General features: G+C 68.6%; 18 protein-coding genes. 13 read left to right on the top strand and 5 right to left on the bottom strand.

Translation table 11 applies throughout. The features are described from left to right. Positions 1-8: 8 nt before the first annotated feature. The 8 genes from ACGFSB_RS06745 (at position 9) to ACGFSB_RS06710 (ending at position 7,303) form a co-directional block, all read left to right on the top strand. A complete protein-coding gene (locus ACGFSB_RS06745; RefSeq protein ID WP_393395094.1) occupies positions 9-269 on the top strand; it encodes a hypothetical protein in 261 nt (86 codons plus the stop codon). Next, on the top strand, positions 266-634 hold the full coding sequence (locus ACGFSB_RS06740) for a helix-turn-helix domain-containing protein (protein ID WP_393395092.1): 369 nt from the start codon (positions 266-268) through the stop codon (positions 632-634). Before ACGFSB_RS06745 ends, ACGFSB_RS06740 begins: the two co-directional genes overlap by 4 nt. Before the next feature lie 169 nt (positions 635-803). Further along, positions 804-1,322: a 2-oxo-4-hydroxy-4-carboxy-5-ureidoimidazoline decarboxylase gene (uraD, locus tag ACGFSB_RS06735; RefSeq protein WP_393395090.1), complete on the top strand. Its 519-nt coding sequence runs from the start codon at positions 804-806 to the stop codon at positions 1,320-1,322. After that, the gene (gene uraH / locus ACGFSB_RS06730) at positions 1,322-1,714 is read left to right on the top strand and encodes a hydroxyisourate hydrolase (RefSeq protein WP_393395087.1); all 393 of its coding nucleotides are present in this window, start codon (positions 1,322-1,324) and stop codon (positions 1,712-1,714) included. The genes uraD and uraH overlap by 1 nt, the downstream gene beginning before the upstream one ends. A gap of 5 nt (positions 1,715-1,719) precedes the next feature. Continuing rightward, positions 1,720-2,643, top strand: coding sequence for a factor-independent urate hydroxylase (gene pucL / locus ACGFSB_RS06725; RefSeq protein ID WP_393395084.1), 924 nt, complete (start codon positions 1,720-1,722; stop codon positions 2,641-2,643). Positions 2,644-2,710: 67 nt separating this feature from the next. Continuing rightward, positions 2,711-4,153 (top strand): nucleobase:cation symporter-2 family protein, encoded by a 1,443-nt coding sequence (locus ACGFSB_RS06720; RefSeq protein WP_393395081.1) that lies wholly within the window; start codon positions 2,711-2,713, stop codon positions 4,151-4,153. A 48-nt stretch (positions 4,154-4,201) separates the two neighbouring features. Beyond that, positions 4,202-5,590, top strand: a complete 1,389-nt coding sequence (locus ACGFSB_RS06715) for an 8-oxoguanine deaminase (RefSeq protein WP_393395078.1) — start codon at positions 4,202-4,204, stop codon at positions 5,588-5,590. Positions 5,591-5,944: 354 nt separating this feature from the next. Then, positions 5,945-7,303 (top strand): nucleobase:cation symporter-2 family protein, encoded by a 1,359-nt coding sequence (locus ACGFSB_RS06710; protein WP_393395807.1) that lies wholly within the window; start codon positions 5,945-5,947, stop codon positions 7,301-7,303. Between the two features lie 41 nt (positions 7,304-7,344). Here the strand turns inward: ACGFSB_RS06710 and ACGFSB_RS06705 are convergent, their stop codons facing one another. Further along, complete coding sequence (locus tag ACGFSB_RS06705; protein WP_393395075.1) at positions 7,345-8,079, bottom strand: SDR family oxidoreductase; 735 nt, start codon at positions 8,077-8,079, stop codon at positions 7,345-7,347. A 142-nt stretch (positions 8,080-8,221) separates the two neighbouring features. On the opposite strand from ACGFSB_RS06705, the gene ACGFSB_RS06700 reads away from it, so the two are divergent. Continuing rightward, on the top strand, positions 8,222-8,803 hold the full coding sequence (locus tag ACGFSB_RS06700; RefSeq protein WP_393395072.1) for a TetR/AcrR family transcriptional regulator: 582 nt from the start codon (positions 8,222-8,224) through the stop codon (positions 8,801-8,803). Positions 8,804-8,854: 51 nt separating this feature from the next. Then, complete coding sequence (locus tag ACGFSB_RS06695; protein ID WP_393395069.1) at positions 8,855-10,045, top strand: MFS transporter; 1,191 nt, start codon at positions 8,855-8,857, stop codon at positions 10,043-10,045. A gap of 10 nt (positions 10,046-10,055) precedes the next feature. Here ACGFSB_RS06695 and ACGFSB_RS06690 read toward each other — a convergent pair whose 3' ends face one another. The 4 genes from ACGFSB_RS06690 to ACGFSB_RS06675 form a co-directional block, all read right to left on the bottom strand. After that, positions 10,056-10,703 carry a LysE family translocator gene (locus tag ACGFSB_RS06690; RefSeq protein ID WP_393395066.1) on the bottom strand — a complete coding sequence of 216 codons (648 nt, stop codon included), beginning with the start codon at positions 10,701-10,703 and terminating at the stop codon, positions 10,056-10,058. 176 nt (positions 10,704-10,879) lie between these two features. Further along, positions 10,880-11,725, bottom strand: coding sequence for a chitosanase (locus tag ACGFSB_RS06685; protein WP_393395063.1), 846 nt, complete (start codon positions 11,723-11,725; stop codon positions 10,880-10,882). Positions 11,726-11,888: 163 nt separating this feature from the next. After that, positions 11,889-14,072: an alpha-N-acetylglucosaminidase gene (locus ACGFSB_RS06680; protein WP_393395060.1), complete on the bottom strand. Its 2,184-nt coding sequence runs from the start codon at positions 14,070-14,072 to the stop codon at positions 11,889-11,891. Between the two features lie 98 nt (positions 14,073-14,170). Beyond that, complete coding sequence (locus tag ACGFSB_RS06675; RefSeq protein ID WP_393395057.1) at positions 14,171-14,572, bottom strand: hypothetical protein; 402 nt, start codon at positions 14,570-14,572, stop codon at positions 14,171-14,173. A gap of 296 nt (positions 14,573-14,868) precedes the next feature. Between ACGFSB_RS06675 and ACGFSB_RS06670 the strand changes: the two genes are divergently transcribed. The 3 genes from ACGFSB_RS06670 to ACGFSB_RS06660 are packed head-to-tail and all read left to right on the top strand — an operon-like array spanning position 14,869 to position 17,473. Beyond that, the gene (locus ACGFSB_RS06670; RefSeq protein ID WP_393395055.1) at positions 14,869-15,303 is read left to right on the top strand and encodes a cupin domain-containing protein; all 435 of its coding nucleotides are present in this window, start codon (positions 14,869-14,871) and stop codon (positions 15,301-15,303) included. 20 nt (positions 15,304-15,323) lie between these two features. Then, complete coding sequence (locus ACGFSB_RS06665; protein WP_393395052.1) at positions 15,324-16,337, top strand: methyltransferase; 1,014 nt, start codon at positions 15,324-15,326, stop codon at positions 16,335-16,337. Positions 16,338-16,393: 56 nt separating this feature from the next. Next, positions 16,394-17,473 (top strand): methyltransferase domain-containing protein, encoded by a 1,080-nt coding sequence (locus ACGFSB_RS06660; protein WP_393395050.1) that lies wholly within the window; start codon positions 16,394-16,396, stop codon positions 17,471-17,473. The last annotated feature ends 2 nt before the right edge of the window (positions 17,474-17,475 follow it).

Genomic DNA, 17,475 nt, shown 5'->3' with positions numbered 1-17,475 from the left:
TTGTGCGCGTGCGATTGAGAGTGGAGTTCACGACCGAACCCTTCGACCTGGACGAGGCGCCGCCCCATGCGCTGGTGGCGCGTGACGTCATCCAGGGGGCCGATCTCGACGCCGTGGACGTCGGCCCCTTCGGCAATACCGCGGAGGGCGGCTCCGACGAGGTCCTGACCGCCGTCGACGCGCTGCTGCGCAAGGCCCTGGCGGCGGGCGCCACCCGCGTCTCGCTCCAGGTGAACGTGCTCGGAGAGTCGGGGGAGGCCATCGAATGACCGGTGCCAGAGACGACCACGGCCCCTTCGTGGCCGCCGTCAAGCCGCTGGTGGACGCCATGGGCGGCGAAATCATGCCCCCTGACCAGGCGGGCACCGACGACGTCGTGCTCGCCTGGCAGGGCGAGGACGTGGTCGCCGTACGCCTTCCACAGCTCGCCGACTCCCTCGACCACATCCTGGTCGCCCTGGAGCGCAAGCGGGGGATGCCCTTGTCGGACCTCGACCGCAAGGCCAAGCAGGAGGTCGTACGGATACTCGAGGCGCGCGGCGCCTTCTCCGTACGGCATGGCGTGGAGACGGTCGCGGGCGCGCTCGGCGTCTCACGCTTCACGGTTTACAACTACTTGAACCGCTCGACCTGACGCCCCAAGGCCTGTGCGGGCCAGGAGGTCACCGGGAGGCCGTCGTCCGTTAACCGGGCGGCGGCCTTTGTTACCCGAAGTTTTCAACAAAGTGTTGACGTGGTGTTTCGGCTGGCGTTAGCTATCCGCAGCCCGTCCAGCACAAGGCCGTATGGCCACGGAGGCACCCGTGACTTCGAGCTCGACGCCGGGCCTTGCCCGGTTCAACGCCTCACCGGAGAGCGCGGCCACCGCCGCCCTCCACGAGGCCTGCGCGTCATCGGCCTGGGGAAGCAGACTGCTTTCCCAGCGCCCCTTCTCCACCGTCGAAGCCCTCTTCGCCGCCAGTGACGCCGCCATGGCCGAGCTGACCGCGGAGGATCTCGCCGAGGCGATGGCGGGGCACCCGCCGATCGGCCGCCCGAAGCCCGGGGATCCCACATCGTCGCGCGAACAGCGCGGCATGGCGGGAGCCTCCGAGGAGCTCAAGGCCGAGATGCTCGAACTGAACCTGGCCTACCAGGACCGGTTCGGACATGTCTTTCTGATCTGCGCCACCGGGGCCACCGGTGAGCAGATGCGCGACGCGATGAAGGCACGGATCGGCAACTCGGCCGAGGCGGAGCGCGAGATCGTGCGCACCGAACTCGGGAAGATCAACCGCATCCGGCTGACCCGTCTCGTAGAAACAGAAGAGGACAACGACTGATGAGCACTGACACCACCGCCTCGGTGTCCACGCACATCCTGGACACCAGCGTCGGACGCCCCGCAGAGGGTGTCGCCATCTCGCTCACGGCCCGCAGCGGCCGTGACGCCGAGTGGGTGGCGCTCGGTGGCTCCGCGACCGACGCGGACGGGCGTTGCAAAGACCTCCCGGCCCTGCCGGAAGGCACCACTCACGTACGACTCGACTTTGAGGTCGAGGAGTACTTCGTAAAGAAGAAGCAAGCCGAGGCGCAGCAGGACGCCCCCCGCGTAAGGGACAGCGGTGCGTTCTTCCCGGAGGTGGCGATCACTTTCGCCGTCAACCCGGGCGAGCACTATCACGTACCGCTGCTGCTCAACCCGTTCGGCTACTCCGTTTACCGAGGGAGCTAGCAGACATGCCCACGATTCTCGGCCAGAACCAGTACGGCAAAGCAGAGAACCGCGTCGTCAAGATCACGCGGGACGGCGACACCCATCACATCAAGGACCTGAACGTCTCGGTCGCGCTCTCCGGCGACATGGACGACGTCCACTACTCCGGCTCGAACGCGAACGTCCTGCCGACGGACACCACCAAGAACACGGTGTACGCGTTCGCCAAGGAGTACGGCATCGAGTCCGCCGAGCAGTTCGGCATCCACCTGGCCCGGCACTTCGTGACGTCCCAGGAGCCGATCAAGGTCGCGCGCATCCGCATCGAGGAGTACTCCTGGGAGCGCATCGCGACCTCGGACAACAACTCCAAGTTCATCGGCTCGGACGAGGTCAACCACTCCTTCGCCCGCAAGGGCCAGGAGCTGCGCACCACGCAGATCACCTTCGACGGTGAGAACTGGGAGATCATCTCCGGGCTCAAGGACCTCACGGTCATGAACTCCACCAACTCGGAGTTCTGGGGCTACGTCAAGGACAAGTACACGACGCTGAAGGAGGCGTACGACCGTGTCCTGTGCACGGACGTCTCCGCCGCCTGGCGTTACAACTGGACCAGCGACGCCGACCGGATGCCCAACTGGGAGAAGTCGTACGAGCAGGCCAAGAAGCACATGCTGCAGGCCTTCGCCGAGACGTACTCCCTCTCGTTGCAGCAGACCCTCTACCAAATGGGTTCGCGCGTCATCAACAGCCGGAGCGAGATCGACGAGATCCGCTTCTCGCTGCCGAACAACCACCACTTCCTGGTGGACCTCGAGCCCTTCGGTCTCAAGAACGACAACGAGGTCTACTTCGCGGCGGACCGCCCCTACGGCCTGATCGAGGCCACGGTTCTCAGGGACGGCGTCCAGCCGAAGATCCCGGTCGACATGACCAACCTCTGACGCGGGTCGCGCGCCCCCGTCCGTCCGCAGCGGACGGGGGCGCGCCACACCGGAGGGAACAGCAGCAATGCCACAGCCTGCCAAAGGGCCGACGAGCGGCCCGTGTTCCACCCCATCGGACATAGCCGACGGCGAGTCGACTTCCGGCGAGTCAATACCCGGCGAGTCAACTCCCGCCTGTCATCCGGTGGATGAGAAGCTCCACCCCTCGCGGCTCGTCCCCGCCGCGCTCCAGCACATCGCCGCCATGTACGCGGGCGTCGTCACTCCGCCGCTGATCATCGGCCAGGCCGTCGGCCTGGACACGGTCGCGCAGACGCGCCTCATCGCCGCGAGCCTGCTGATCGCCGGACTCGCCACGATCCTGCAGACGCTCGGCGTCAAGGGGTTCGTCGGCAACCGGCTCCCCTTCGTGAACGCCGCCTCGTCCGCGGGCATCGCTCCCATTCTCGCCATCGCCGAGAACAGCGCCAAAGGTCATCAACTCCCGGCCATCTACGGCGCGGTGATGGTCGCCGGCGTCTTCTGCCTCGCGGTCGGCCCCTTCTTCGGCCGGCTCCTCCGCTTCTTCCCGCCGCTCGTCACCGGCGTCGTCATCACGCTCATCGGCGTGACGCTGATGCCCGTGCCCGTCACCTGGGCGCAGGGCGGCGACAAGACCGCCGCGGACTTCGGCGCCATGAAGTACCTGGCGCTCGCCGCCTTCACGCTCGTCGTGATCCTGATCTTCCAGCGCTTCGGGCGCGGCTTTCTCAGGCAAGTCGCCCTACTGCTCGGCCTGTTCATCGGAACGCTCGCCGCGATCCCGTTCGGCATGGCCGACTTCGGCGCCATCAAGTCCGCGCCGGTGGCAGCGCTTCCGACGCCCTTCGCCTTCGGCGCCCCGGAGTTCCAGCCCGCCGCGATCCTCTCGCTCTGCATCGTGATGCTGGTCCTGATGACCGAGTCGTCGGCCGGAATGCTCGCCCTCGGCGAGATCTGCGAGCGCAAGAGCGACGGGAAGACCATCACCCGCGGCCTGCGCACGGACGGCATCGCGACGCTCATCGGACCCGTCTTCGGCGGCTTCCCGACCTCGGCCTTCGCACAGAACGTCGGCGTCGTCTCCCTGACACGTGTACGCAGCCGCTATGTCGTGGCCGTCGCGGGCGGTGCCCTCATCGTGCTCGGTGCCTTCCCGATGCTCGGCGCGGTCGTCAGCCTCGTACCGATGCCGGTCCTCGGCGGCGCGGGCATCGTCCTCTTCGGCTCCATCGCGGTGAGCGGCATCCGTACGCTCTCCGAGGCGGGCCTCGACGACAGCTCCAACATCATCCTGGTGGCCGTCGCGCTCGGGGCGGGCATCATCCCGCTCGCCGCGCCCACCTTCTACGCCGAATTCCCGGCCTGGGCGCAGACCGTCCTCGGCTCCGGAATCAGTGCGGGAGCGCTGACCGCGGTCCTGCTCAACCTGTTCTTCAACCATCTCGGCACCCGCAGCCCCGCGGCCGCGGCACTCAAATCTTCCTAGGGTCATGCCGTGCCCACATCGCCACCTGTAAAAGAAGGAAGAAGCACCATGGCAGCACCGGCAGACCCGCAGCGCATCGTCATCGAGAACTGTGCCATCGCGACCGTCGACGCCGACGACACCGAGTACGCATCGGGATACGTCGTCGTCGCTGGGAACAAGATCGAGTCCATCGGCGCGGGAAAGGCCCCCGAGGGCCTGGCCAACGTCGTACGCCGCGTGGACGGCACCGGTCACCTGGTGACCCCCGGCCTGGTCAACACGCACCACCACTTCTACCAGTGGATCACCCGCGGCCTGGCCACCGACCACAACCTCTTCAACTGGCTCGTCGCGCTGTACCCGACGTGGGCGCGCATCGACGAGCAGATGGCCCGCGCGGCCGCTCAGGGTTCCCTCGGCATGATGGCCCGCGGCGGTGTCACCACCGCCATGGACCACCACTACGTGTACCCGCAGGGTTCCGGTGACCTGTCCGGCGCGATCATCGGTGCGGCGAGCGAGATGGGTGTCCGCTTCACCCTGGCCCGCGGTTCCATGGACCGCAGCGTCAAGGACGGCGGCCTGCCGCCGGACTTCGCCGTCGAGACCCTCGAAGGCGCGCTCTCCGCCACCGAGGAGACCGTCAAGAAGTTCCACGACGCGTCCTTCGACTCGATGACGCAGGTGGCCGTCGCCCCTTGCTCGCCGTTCTCCGTGTCGACCGAACTGATGCGGCAGGGCGCCGAGTTGGCCCGTCGCCTCGGCGTACGTCTGCACACCCACGGCAGCGAGACGGTCGAGGAGGAGCAGTTCTGCAAGGAGCTGTTCGGCATGGGTCCCACCGACTACTTCGAGTCGACGGGCTGGCTCGGTGACGACGTGTGGATGGCGCACTGCGTCCACATGAACGACTCCGACATCGCCGCGTTCGCCCGTACCGGTACGGGAGTCGCGCACTGCCCGTCCTCCAACGCGCGGCTGGCAGCGGGCATCGCCCGCGTACCCGACATGCTGAAGGCGGGCGTCCCGGTCGGCCTCGGTGTCGACGGCACCGCGTCCAACGAGTCCGGCGAGCTGCACACCGAGCTGCGCAACGCACTCCTCATCAACCGCCTCGGCGCGCACCGCGAGGCAGCCCTGAACGCGCGTCAGGCGCTGCGCCTCGGCACCTTCGGCGGCGCCCAGGTCCTGGGCCGTGCCACGCAGATCGGGTCGCTCGAAGCGGGCAAGCTCGCCGACCTGGTCCTCTGGAAGATCGACGGCATCGGGCACTCCTCGATCGCCGACCCGGTGACCGCCATCGTCTTCGGTGCGGCGGCCCCGGTCACGCTCTCCCTCGTCAACGGCCGCCCGATCGTCGAGGACGGCCGCCTGCTGCACGTCGACGAGGACGCCATCGCCCGGTCGGCGCGGGACGAGGCACAGCGCCTCGCGCGGATCACCGCCGAGAGCTGAACCCACGAACTCCGGTCAGGGGGGACGGCCCCTGACCGGACTTGAGCAGCCGAGCGGGTTGCTCAAGTGCCGCCCCGGAACGTGGCCCAAAGCTTCACGTTCCCGGGGCGGTCAGCACTACCTGGGCGCACCACTCACAACTTCACATCGAGCAAGCCCTTGCACCACGCACCACCTCCCTGAAGCGAAAAGTGCCGGCAGTCCTGCCCGCACTGGAAAACAACCGGAGGAGCCACAGTGGCCACTCAGCCCAGGTTCACCAAGCAAGGCACCACCCCAGAAACTTCCGAAACCGACGGTGAGAGCGACATAGCAAACGTTCACCCCGTCGACGAGAAGCTCCCGCCCCTGAAGATGGCGACCACCGGCCTCCAGCACGTGGCGGCCATGTACGCGGGTGTCGTCGCCCCGCCGCTCATCGTGGGCGCGGCGATCGGCCTCTCCCCGAAGGAACTCACCTTCCTCACCGGTGCGTGCCTCTTCACCGCGGGTCTCGCCACCTTCCTCCAGACGCTCGGCATCTGGAAGATCGGCGCCCGCCTGCCCTTCGTCAACGGCGTCACCTTCGCCGGTGTCGCGCCGATGCTCGCGGTCGTCGACTCGACCAAGGACAAGGACGACGCGCTCCCCATCATCTTCGGGGCGGTGATCGTCGCGGGCCTGCTCGGCTTTGTCGCGGCCCCGTTCTTCTCGAAGATGGTCCGCTTCTTCCCGCCCGTCGTGACCGGTACCGTCATCACCCTCATCGGTATCTCACTGATGCCGGTGGCCTTCGGCTGGGCCCAGGGTCCGGTGCCGGGCGCCGATGACTACGGCTCGATGAAGAACCTCGGCCTCGCGGGCATCACCCTCGTGATCGTCCTGCTCCTGCGCCGCTTCACGACCGGCTTCGTCAAGCAGATCGCCGTACTCCTCGGTCTCGTCGTCGGCACGCTCATCGCGATCCCGTTCGGCGTCACGGACTTCAGTCCGGTCGGCGACGCGGACGTCATCGGCTTCCCGACGCCGTTCCACTTCGGCGCCCCGCAGTTCGCGGCGGCGGCGATCGTCTCCCTGTGCGTCGTCATGGTCGTCTCGATGACGGAGTCGACGGCCGACATGCTCGCCCTCGGCGAGATCGTCGACCGCCCCGCCGACGAGAAGACCATCGCGGCAGGACTGCGCGCCGACACCCTCGGCTCGGCGATCAGCCCGCTCTTCAACGGCTTCATGTGCAGCGCCTTCGCGCAGAACATCGGCCTGGTCGCGATGACGAAGATCCGCAGCCGGTACGTGGTCGCCACGGGCGGCGGCTTCCTGGTCCTGATGGGCCTGTGTCCGATGGCCGCCTCGCTCATCGCCGTCGTACCGCGTCCGGTGCTCGGCGGCGCGGGCGTCGTGCTCTTCGGCTCGGTCGCGGCGAGCGGCATCCAGACGCTGGTCAAGGCGAACCTGGAGAAGGACAACAACGTCCTGATCGTGGCGGTCTCGCTGGCCGTGGGCCTGATCCCGATCGCGGCGCCGGAGTTCTACCACGCGTTCCCGGAGACCGCGAAGATCATCCTCGACTCGGGCATCTCGACGGGCTGTGTGGCGGCCGTCCTCCTGAACCTGGTCTTCAACCACATCGGCGGACGCAAGGACGACGACGATGTGACGGCTCCGATGGAGGCGGGGGGAGAAATAGCTGAACAGCGGGTGCACGAAGGGTCTTCCGCAGCGGGGGCCCACTGACGTGACGTGCGTGACGCCGGGCCGACCTCCTGCGTCACGCACTAGCTCTGCGCGGTGGGCCGGACGACGATGTCGCCCACGTCGACGCCGTCCGGCTGCTCGACGGCGAAGGCGATGGCGCGGGCCACCGCGTCCGGCGGGATCGCGACCTTTTCCATCTGGCCGGAGATCCGGGCCCGGATCTCCGGTTCCATGCGCTGTCCGAAGTCCGTACGGACATAGCCAGGTGAGACGACGGTGACGCGCAGCCGCTCACCCGCCTCCTGGCGCAGCCCCTCGGAGACGGTGCGGACGGCGTTCTTGGTGGCGGCGTACACCGACTGGAGCGGCACGATGCGCAGCCCGGCGGTGGACACGGTGTTGACGAAGTGTCCGAAGCCCTGCTCCCGGAAGACGGGCAGGGCGGCGGCGATCCCGTACAGCACGCCCTTGAGGTTGACGTCGATCATCTCTTCCCAGTCATCGACGCGCAGGTCGTCCAGGGGGGAGATCAGGCCGACCCCGGCATTGCTGACGAGGACGTCGAGCTTGCCGAACCGGTGGCGGGCGAGCTCGACAAGGGCGGGCAGGTCCGCGCGTCGCGTCACGTCCGTGCGGACCCAGGCGGCTTCGCCGCCGGCCGCTTCGATGCGGGCGGCCAGGTCCTCGAGGCGGTCCGGGCGACGTGCCCCGAGGACCACCTTCGCGCCACGCTCCGCGAGCAGGAGCGCGGTGGCCTCGCCGATGCCGCTGCTCGCGCCCGTGATCGCCACGACTTTGCCTTCGATTCCCGACATGGGGCAGTCCTTTCGTAGGGAGGGGTCGGGGCTTGCGGGCGTGAGATGCTCGAGCCCATGAGTGAAGTGGAGGCGCCGCCACTTCACTCAGCCTAAGTGGAGGCGCCTCCACTTAGCAACCGTGGAGTGAGGAGAGCCGCCCATGGCCCGAGAAGCAGGACGCCCGCTGCGGGCCGACGCCCAGCGCAACCGGGACAAGATCCTGGCCGCTGCGGTGAGCGTCTTTACCGAGGACGGGCTCGACGCGCATTTCGAGCGCATCGCCAAGGAGGCGGGCGTGGGAACCGGCACCCTCTACCGCAACTTCCCGACCCGCGAGGCCCTGATCGAGGCGGCGTACCGCAACGAGGTGGCCCGGCTGTGCGACGCCGTCCCCGGCCTCCTGGATACGCTGCCGCCGCGCGAGGCCCTCCGCGCATGGTTGCGCCGCTTCATCGACTACGCCACCGCCAAGCTGGGCATGGCCGAGGCGTTGCGCGCCGTCGTCGCCTCGGGGACCAACCCCTACGGCGACAGCCGCGAGCTGATCCAGTCCGCCCTCTCCGAGCTCATGGAGGCCGGTTCCGAAGCCGGGGCGATCCGGTCCGACATCCGGCCGACCGACATGTTCGCCGCCCTCGCCGGTATCGCCCTCACCTCGGCACGGCCCGAACAGCGGGAGCAGGCCGAACGCCTCCTCGACCTCGTCCTGGACGGACTGAGCACTACGCCGGGCGAACGTTGACGTCGAATTCACGCCAGACGGGGAAGGGGCTGTGCTGCTGAAGTCGGCAGTATGCCCGCACCCACCACATCGGCCTCGCCCGGCAACCCCGCCGCTCTCCCCACCCGTTCGCCCCTGGTCGGCTGGCTGGCCGTCCTCTCCCTGACCATGGGGATCTTCTCCATCGTCACCACCGAGATCCTGCCGATCGGCCTGTTGACCCCCATCGGCGACACCTTCGGCATCTCGGACGGCACGGCAGGCCTGATGATGACCCTGCCCGGCATCCTCGCCGCAGTCGCCGCACCGACTGTGACGGTCACGACCGGACGAATCGACCGGCGCCACATGCTCTGCGCCCTGATTCTGGTGCTCGCCCTCGCGAACTTCCTCGCAGCGGTCGCGCACGCCTACTGGCTGTTACTCGCCTCCCGGGTTCTGGTGGGCCTCGTCATCGGGGCCTTCTGGTCCATCGGGTCGGGCCTTGCGGCGCGCCTGGTCCCCGAGGCGCAGGCCGGCCGGGCAACTGCCGTGATCTTCTCCGCCGTCCCGCTGGGCTCGGTGCTCGGCGTACCGGCGGGGACGCTGCTGGGTCAACTGGCGGACTGGCGCGTGGTGTTCATCGCGATGGGTGTCCTGACGCTGGCCGTACTCGCCGCGCTCGTGCTGACCGTGCCACCTCTGCCGCCGGAGCAGGTCACCCGGCTGACGGTCCTCCGGGACCTGCTCGGCAGGCCCCGCGTCAGGGTCGGTCTGGTCGCGACCTTCCTCATCGTGACGGCCCACTTCGGCACGTACACCTACGTCACGCCGTTCCTGGCGGACGTCACCCACGCGGGCCCCCGGCTCATCACCGTATTCCTCCTGGCGTACGGCGTTGCGGGCATCGCCGGCAACTTCCTCGCGGGTGCGTGGGTGAGACGCAAGCCGCGCCTCACGTTCACGGTGGCCGCGTGCCTGCTGGCCACCGCGACGCTGCTACTGCCCGTTCTCGGCACGGGGAAGGCGGGCGCGCTCGCGCTGCTCCTGGTCTGGGGCGTCGCGTACGGAGCGGTGCCGGTCTGCTCGCAGACGTGGTTCGTGACGGCGGCACCGGGTGCGCCCGAGGCCGCGTCCGTGGTGTTCACATCATCGTTCCAGGCGACGTTCTCGTTCGGCGCGCTGGCAGGCGGAACGCTGGTGGACGCGACGTCCACCAGCGTGGTGATGGTCCTCGGGGGGATCGCCGCGGTGTTGGCGGCGACGGTTGTTGTGACGGGGTGACGTGCGGTCCTCAGCTCGCCGCCGCCGACGGAGCGCGATCCGTTGCCAGGTGGAGGGCCAGCGCCCCGAGCACCGTGCCCATCACGTACCGCTGGATCCGCAGCCAGGTCGGGCGGCGGGCCAGGAAGAGGGCGATGGTGCCGGCCGCCATGACGATGGCGAGGTTCACGCCCAGGCTGATGGAGATCTGGATGCCGCCGAGCACGAAGCCCTGCATGAGGGTGTGGCCGGAGGCCGGGTCGATGAACTGCGGTATGAGCGAGACGTACATGATGGCGACCTTCGGGTTCAGGAGGTTCGTCAGCATTCCCATGGAGAACAGCCGCCGGGGCGAGTCCGGGGTCAACTCCTGCTGGGTGAAGGCCGATACGCCGCCCGGCTTCAGCGCCTTCCAGGCCAGCCACGCCAAGTAGGCCGCCCCCGCCAGCTTCACGGCCACGTACAGCTGGGGGACGGCGAGGAAGACCAGGGAAAGGCCGAGGTTGGCGGCGCTGAGGTAGACGAGGAACCCGACGGCGACCCCCGCTAGGGAGATCGTTCCGGCCCGCCTGCCCTGGGTGATGCTCCGCGAGACGAGGTACATCATGTTGGGGCCCGGCGTGAGCACCATGCCCAGGGAGACCACTACGACGCCGAGGAACGCGTTCATTCCGATCATTGGGCAAGGATCGGTCGGCGGCGCCGTCGAGCACCAGCGAAGAGTTCTTCACGTATCGCGTTAGCGCTGCTACATCGGCGCGAGGGCGCGGGGTCGTGGCACCCCCGCGCCGATGAGGAGCACTCAGAGCCTGTGTCATATCCCCGGTCGGGCGCGCGGGGATATGACACAGGCTCTCAGCCGATCCGGTACGGATCCCCGTACACCTTCCACTCCAGCGGAGTGTCCAGGTTCAGGTTGCCCTTCTTCAGGAACACCCGCTGTGCCGTGTCGACGCGGCTGGTGTCCTCGTGGGCCTCCTCCTGCTTCATCGCCCAGACCCGCGCGTCCAGGAAGGCGTTCAGATAGTCCGTCTCGTCGCCGCCGTCGGCCGGCGTCTTGGCCGAATCGAGCGCGCGCTTGCGGATGTTGCTGAAGCCGGTGCTGTCGCCGCCGTCGCCGTGCATGACGATCGCGTCGTAGTACGCGAACTGGCCGAGTACGCCGATGCCGTCCGCCTTGCCCTGCTTGACCGCCGGGGTGAAGTAGACGCGGTCACGCTCGTCGTTCTGCGCCTTCTGGAATTCGGGGTCCTCGGCGGCCTTCTCCCAGTCGGGCTTGTAGTTGGGGTCCAGGCCCTCGTGGGAGTCCGTGCCGTCGACCTCGCGCAGTGCGGGCAGGTACTTGGCGAGGATGTTGTCCGGCTTGCGCTTGGTGTACAGCTCGACGAGGTCGAGCATGTCGCCGGTGCCGGAGCAGAAGCCGATGATCCCGGCGGTGTAGCCACGGCCGTCGCCGATGTCCTCGCAGTAGCGGTAGTAGTCCTTCCAGTTGAGGTCGGAGTTCTCCGCGCTGCACACGATCTTCATGGCGATGTCCTTCTTCGCCGGATCGTCGAGTCCGCCCGCCTTGGCGGTGGGGGAGGCGCCCGCCGTCTGGGAGGCGATCACCGGGCCCGCCACGAGGGCGGCGCCGACGAAGGCGAGCAGGGTGCGGCGCGAGGTGTGTATGCGGGGTGCGGGGCTGTGCTGGGGGGTGGGCACGGGACCTCCAGGGTGGGGGGAGTTCGTCGTTCCGATTTCTCTTCCGCGGGCTGCGCGTCGGAGTGCACGTACTGTTAGGAAAGTTTCCTACCAGAGTTTCGGAGTGACGTATACCCGTCAATGGAGGGCGAGTTGATGATCTTGGAGGCCGTGCCCCCTCCGGCTATCGCGTTCCGGTCAGCCGTTCGTGCACCTGAACAGCGATTTTGTACGTGTCTCCGGTCGGCCGGGTGGCCAGATCGCCCGGGTCACGAATCCAACCGTCTTCGAGCTCGAACCAGTCGATGGCCTTCGGCGCCCGGCCCTCGCCGAGCGCCGACCGCAGCTCCTTGAAGTACGTTTCCCAGCGCAGCCGGTAGAGCCCGCCGACAAGCCCGGCCCACTCCCGGTTGGCGTAGTCGCGCAGCCCCGCGTCCGCCCCGGAGCGCGTGCCCCAGACGGTGAGCAGCGACAGCTGGTCGTACGCGAGCCGGTCCCGCTCGGTCGCGTCGGCGCCCCAGGAGCGGGCATCGGCGACCCAACGGCCGAGGAGGTGGCGGGAGTCGGTGGCCACCAGCTTGTCGAGCAGGTCCATGTGCCCGAGCCAGCTGCGGGTCAGCTCGTCGAAGCGGGTGCTGTCCTCGGCGTCGTACGCCTGCTTGAGCTGGGGGAGGAGTACCCGGCTGCGGTTGGAGAGGGACTGCCGTGCCACGTCCAGTACGTCCTGGCGGTAGGCGCGCGAGTTGCGCAACTGGCTGCGCACCGCGAGGAGTTCGGCCAGCGCGGGCTCGAAGTCGGCGGGCTCGTACCGCATCGCCTTCGGCGACCAGGACGCCGCCGACTTCGCCGCCAGGTCGGGGCGCGCGCCGAAGAGGCCGTCCGCGCCCTCGGCCCACTCGTCGGCGCGGGTCGTGCCGTACGCGGTGCGGCGCAGGACGTCCCAGGCGGCGGCCGCGTGCGGGTCGGCCGCGCCGTAGCGGGACTCGGACCACTCGGTGAACCAGGCGTCGAGGTCCAGGTCGCCTGTGCGCCAGGCAAGTTCGGAGAACAACTCGAAGGCGGCAGGGTTGTTGTCGGCCGCCTCCGGCATCAGGGAGATGCCGCACTGCGTGCTGCCGTCCTTAGTGCGCCACTTCTCGTAGAGATCCGCCCAGTCGGGGGTGTTGGCGCCGAGGGTGGTGTGGCCGCCGAAGTTCCAGATCGAGCCGAAGGTGTACGGGGTCGAGTTCCAGTCGGACTCGCGGTCGGTGATCTTCGGGAAGCGGTCGGAGAGCCCGTCGACCACGAGCATCCTCGACTTGTCGATGGCGTCCACGATGGCCTTGGGTGGATTGCTCTGCCAGCCGAGGATCACCCAGGTGGCACCGGGATGCGCGGTCTGGAGGGCCTTCTCGACGGCCTTCGCCGCGTCCGGGACCGGCACGTCGCCCGGCTTCCCGCCCTCGTGGAGCAGGTCCATTTTGTACATGGTGGACGTGCCGAAGAGCTCGTCCTGGGCGCGGTAGAACGCTGCGGCCACGCGGGTGAAGTGCTCCGTGCGCGGGTCGAGCCAGTCGGGCCGGGTGAAGCCCACCCAGTCGCCCTGAGGCACGGTCTTCGCTCCGGGGTTCTTCGCGGCGAAGCCGGGCGGGACCGTCCCGAAGTAACCGGGGAGGACCGGTGTCATGCCGAGCTCGCGCACCCGGTCCGCGATACGGCGGCCCAACGCGGCTCTCTGGTCAAGGAGTTGGCGCGAGACGGGGTACGGGAACGCGGACATGTTCTGGAGCAGCCACCACGGCTGGTGCGCCGGGGCCGGTATCCATGCGCGCAGCTCCTGGTCGGAGTAGCCGAACTCCTTGAACAATCGGTGGTAGAGCGCGTCCGCGCCGACGTACACGAGGACTTCGTTGTAGCCGTGCAGCGCCAGCACGTCGAGCTCGCGCTCCCAGTACGACCAGTCGTGGTACGCCCCCGTGTAGCCGTCGTTCGTGTCGTTGAGCACGAAGCGGTGCGGGGCGTTCGCGCGTCCGCTCACCGGCTTGTCCAGGCCCGGCAGCCGGTCGGGAAGGTCCAGCTGGTCGCCGGCCCAGGTGATGTTCGCGTGCGCGGTGTGCTTCAAGTAGTGGCGGAGTCCGGTCAGTTGGGCGGCGGGGCCCGCACCGGTGACGGTGATGTGCCCGCGCCGCCCGGATATCCGGAAGGCGTCGGCCGGTCCCGCGGTCTCGAAGGTGAGCTGTTCCCAGTGCTTGGGGAGCAGCCGCCGGGCGGCTTCGAGCGCGGCCGGCTCCTTGGCGTGGGCGCCGTCCGCGGCGGCTCCGGAACAGGCCACGGCGGCGCCGGTCGTACCGGCGATGGCGGTGAGGAAAGTGCGGCGGGCCAAAGGCATGGTTGGGGGATACCCTCCCGGTTCGGCGGTGCACGACCAGTGCTGGACGGCGCCCCACGATGAACCGCGCGGGAATCATGGTCAAGATGGCCCGAGCGTCAGCGCCGACTCGGCAGTGGGTCGGCGATGAGCGCGTCGCGCATCTGGTGAACGGCGGTCGTCAGTGTGCCGAGTGGCCGGATCAGCAGGGTCGCTTCCACCAACTGCCCCTGCTCATCGACCTGTTGCACGAACGTGCCGTAGACGGACTCCTCCCCGACGCGGGCGGTGAAGGCGGTCACGCTGTGCGGCCCTTTCGGCTGCTCCTGCGCCGAGTCGGTGAACTCCCGCAGCGGTTCGATCCCGGTCAGGCACTGCCCGATCTTCGAGAACAGGTGCCCCACGTCGTCCCGCCCGGAGTAGTCGGCGACGGGACTGTGGAAGGCGACGTCCCGCGCGAGCAGGAGCCGGGTCTTGTCGGGGGCGCCGGGCGCCAGTACGTCACGTACGTCGAGGCTCATCGGTATCGCTCCTCCTGAGTACTGCCCTTGCTTCGGGTGATTCGATTTTCGAAGCGTACCGGCCTTCGGGACTTTGTCCCACCCCCGTGGGCCGATATCCCCGACCGGTCCGGCCCCATGTCCCGACGTCAGCGGCGGTCCATGCCCATAGATGGGCCCGGCACAGCTGACTTACGTTCGATTGCGGCGCCGGTGAAAGCAGTGGAGAGCACTGGATGCACTTGAACGCACGGTGCAGGCGCCCAGCGAACGGCGCCCGCTCGATGGCGCCCACCCCATCCGGAGGAATGCAGCACATGAAGCGTGTGCACAGGACCACGGTCAAGGCCGAAATAGTCCGTGAACCGGGAGCGAAGGAGACCACCCACCGGAAACTCATCGACACGCCGGACGGCGCCGACCGCTTCGTCCTCACCGAATTCGAGGTGTCACCGAACGGCTCCACACCGCCCCACTACCACGAGTGGGAGCACGAGATCTATGTGCTCGAAGGCTCGATGGGGCTCGTCATGCCCGAGCTCGGCAAGACAGAGGAAGTCGGCCCCGGCGACGCCATCTTCATCCCCCGCAACGAACCCCACGGCTTCGTCACGGGACCTGACCAGACCTGCCGGTTCCTGGTCGTCGCGCCGTGCGAGCGGCCCCCGGTACGGAACGTGTTCCTCTCCGAGGACCCGTACGAGTACACACAGAATCCCGAGTACGTGAGCCTTCTGGAGGGCGGCAAGTGAGTGCGCCGACGGAACAGCCGATGGCACAGCCGACGGAGGAGTCCTCCCGAGTCCACTCCATCCTGACCGCCTACCTCCAGTCCAAGGCCGTGTTCACGGCACTCGAGCTCGGCGTCTTCGAAACCCTTGAGGAAAGCCCGCGCACGGTGCCGGAACTGGCCGCGCGCCTTGGGCTCGAACAGCGCCCCACCCGTGCTCTCCTGACCGCGCTCCGCGGCCTCGAACTGGTACGGACCGAGGGCGTGGAGTACGGCAACACCCCGGAGGCCGCCCGCTTCCTGATCGCCGGGCGGCCCGAGTACATGGGTGGTTTCGCCGAGCACCAGAACGCGCACTTCGGCCACTTCGCCCGCCTGGGAGATGCCGTACGTACGAACGCGTCCCTCAATCAGCGGGTCCTGAAGAAGGGATACCGCGACCAGGGCGCGGCGGCCGGCGAGGGCCGGGAGGGCACCGGACGGCTGATCCAGGCCATGCGGGTCAGCTCCCGGCTCCAGGCGGACAAGCTGGCCGCCACGGTTCCGCTGGACGACGTGCGCAGCGTCATCGACCTGGGCTGCGGCTCGGGCGACTACTCCATCGCCCTGGCGAAGCACCACCCCGAGCTGCGGATCACCTCCCTCGACTATCCGGCCGTATGCGACCTGACCCGCGCCAATGTGCGGGAGGCCGGGGCCGGGAACCAGGTCGAGGTCCGGCCGACGGACATCATGGAAGACCCCTGGCCGGAGAGTGACGCCGTCCTGCTCTCGCACGTGCTCGACGGATACGGCCCGGAGCGCGCCACCCATCTGATCCGGCGTATCCACGCCCATCTGCCCGACGGCGGGCGGCTGTTCGTGCACGCCCATATGCCGTCCCTGGCGACCGGCGTCTTCCCGTACCTGTTCGGCCTGATCCTGCTCGTCAACACCGAGGAGGGCGAGGTCCGCGACGAGGACGACATTCGCGGCTGGGTGAACGAGGCGGGCTTCCGGAAGGTCGAGACCCGCAATGTGTCGCTGCTCTCGGGACTTCTCGTGGCGACCAAGTAGGCGACCAAGTAAGCGGCCCGGACTGCTAAGTGACCAAGTATCAGGTAAAGGCTCCAATGACGAAGACGAACGTGAACGTGAACGTGCCCGACAAACACGCACTCGCGCGCTACGAAGACGCCCCCGACCCCGGCCCGTTGCTCGCGCTCAACTTCGGGTTCGCCCGCGCCAGAGTCCTTGGCACGGCCCTGGAACTTGGCGTGTTCACCGGGCTCAGCCGGGGCCCGCGCGACGTGTCGGGCCTCGCCGCCGAGCTGGGCTGCGAAACAGCGGCCCTGCACGGACTGCTCGCCGCGTTACAGGAGTTGGGCCTGGTGGCGGGCGGCGACGAGGAGAGCTGGACGCTCACCGAGCTGTCCCGCGCCTATCTGGTCGAGGGCGGCCGGGGGTATCTCGGCGACCACTTCGCCGAGGTGCTCGACGAGTGGGACCAATGGGCGGGCCTGACGCCGCTCATGCGCTCGGGCGGGCACGGTGACGGTCAGCTGGGGGCGCTCGGGGACCGGGGGCGGTATCCCGGCATGTTCTGCGGGATCTTCCCGGTCGCCGTGCGGACCGCCTTCCGTGTGGTGGACGAACTGTCACTGCCGGAGGCCGGCCGCGTCCTCGACTTCGCGGCCGGCGCGGGGGAGTGGGGGATCGCGCTCGCCGCCGCCGATCCCGAGGCGAGGGTGGTGGCCCACGACCATCCGGCGCTGCTCGACGCGGCTCGCGAGCGGGCGGCGGAGTTCGGCGTGGCGGAGCGCTTCCGCTTCGTTCCCGCCGACTTCGCCCCAGCCGACCTGGTCCCCGCCGACTTCGCGAGGGCCCCCTTCCCGGACGGCTGTTTCGACACCGTCGTCCTGGCGCACGCGAGCCGCTTCGCGGGACCGGCGACCGCAGAGCGGCTCGTCCCGGAGTGCGCCCGGCTGCTGCGCCCCGGCGGCACTCTGCTGCTCGTGGACGTCATGGGCCAGGAGCCGGGGAAGCCCGCCCTGCACCGCCCGATGATCGGGCTCAGCCTGCTCGTGAACACCGAGGCGGGCGGGGTCGAGCCGGAGGCCGCGTACCGCGCGCTCATGGAGAAAGCCGGTGTGACCGTCAAGGAGTCGGTGACGCCGGGCCTCATCACAGTCCTGACAGGAGAAAGGCGATAGTC

This window comes from Streptomyces sp. NPDC048441, assembly GCF_043200235.1.
GTDB lineage: Bacteria > Actinomycetota > Actinomycetes > Streptomycetales > Streptomycetaceae > Streptomyces.
This window is presented reverse-complemented; position numbering and strand designations above follow the sequence as displayed.

Excerpts from the sequence above, each read along its gene's own strand:
- ACGFSB_RS06740 (WP_393395092.1), top strand. The coding sequence starts at position 266 with ATGACCGGTGCCAGAGACGACCACGGCCCCTTCGTGGCCGCCGTCAAG.
- uraH (WP_393395087.1), top strand. The coding sequence starts at position 1,322 with ATGAGCACTGACACCACCGCCTCGGTGTCCACGCACATCCTGGACACC.
- pucL (WP_393395084.1), top strand. The coding sequence starts at position 1,720 with ATGCCCACGATTCTCGGCCAGAACCAGTACGGCAAAGCAGAGAACCGC.
- ACGFSB_RS06720 (WP_393395081.1), top strand. The coding sequence starts at position 2,711 with ATGCCACAGCCTGCCAAAGGGCCGACGAGCGGCCCGTGTTCCACCCCA.
- ACGFSB_RS06715 (WP_393395078.1), top strand. The coding sequence starts at position 4,202 with ATGGCAGCACCGGCAGACCCGCAGCGCATCGTCATCGAGAACTGTGCC.
- ACGFSB_RS06710 (WP_393395807.1), top strand. The coding sequence starts at position 5,945 with ATGGCGACCACCGGCCTCCAGCACGTGGCGGCCATGTACGCGGGTGTC.
- ACGFSB_RS06705 (WP_393395075.1), bottom strand. The coding sequence starts at position 8,079 with ATGTCGGGAATCGAAGGCAAAGTCGTGGCGATCACGGGCGCGAGCAGC.
- ACGFSB_RS06700 (WP_393395072.1), top strand. The coding sequence starts at position 8,222 with ATGGCCCGAGAAGCAGGACGCCCGCTGCGGGCCGACGCCCAGCGCAAC.
- ACGFSB_RS06695 (WP_393395069.1), top strand. The coding sequence starts at position 8,855 with ATGCCCGCACCCACCACATCGGCCTCGCCCGGCAACCCCGCCGCTCTC.
- ACGFSB_RS06690 (WP_393395066.1), bottom strand. The coding sequence starts at position 10,703 with ATGATCGGAATGAACGCGTTCCTCGGCGTCGTAGTGGTCTCCCTGGGC.
- ACGFSB_RS06680 (WP_393395060.1), bottom strand. The coding sequence starts at position 14,072 with ATGCCTTTGGCCCGCCGCACTTTCCTCACCGCCATCGCCGGTACGACC.
- ACGFSB_RS06675 (WP_393395057.1), bottom strand. The coding sequence starts at position 14,572 with ATGAGCCTCGACGTACGTGACGTACTGGCGCCCGGCGCCCCCGACAAG.
- ACGFSB_RS06670 (WP_393395055.1), top strand. The coding sequence starts at position 14,869 with ATGAAGCGTGTGCACAGGACCACGGTCAAGGCCGAAATAGTCCGTGAA.
- ACGFSB_RS06665 (WP_393395052.1), top strand. The coding sequence starts at position 15,324 with ATGGCACAGCCGACGGAGGAGTCCTCCCGAGTCCACTCCATCCTGACC.
- ACGFSB_RS06660 (WP_393395050.1), top strand. The coding sequence starts at position 16,394 with ATGACGAAGACGAACGTGAACGTGAACGTGCCCGACAAACACGCACTC.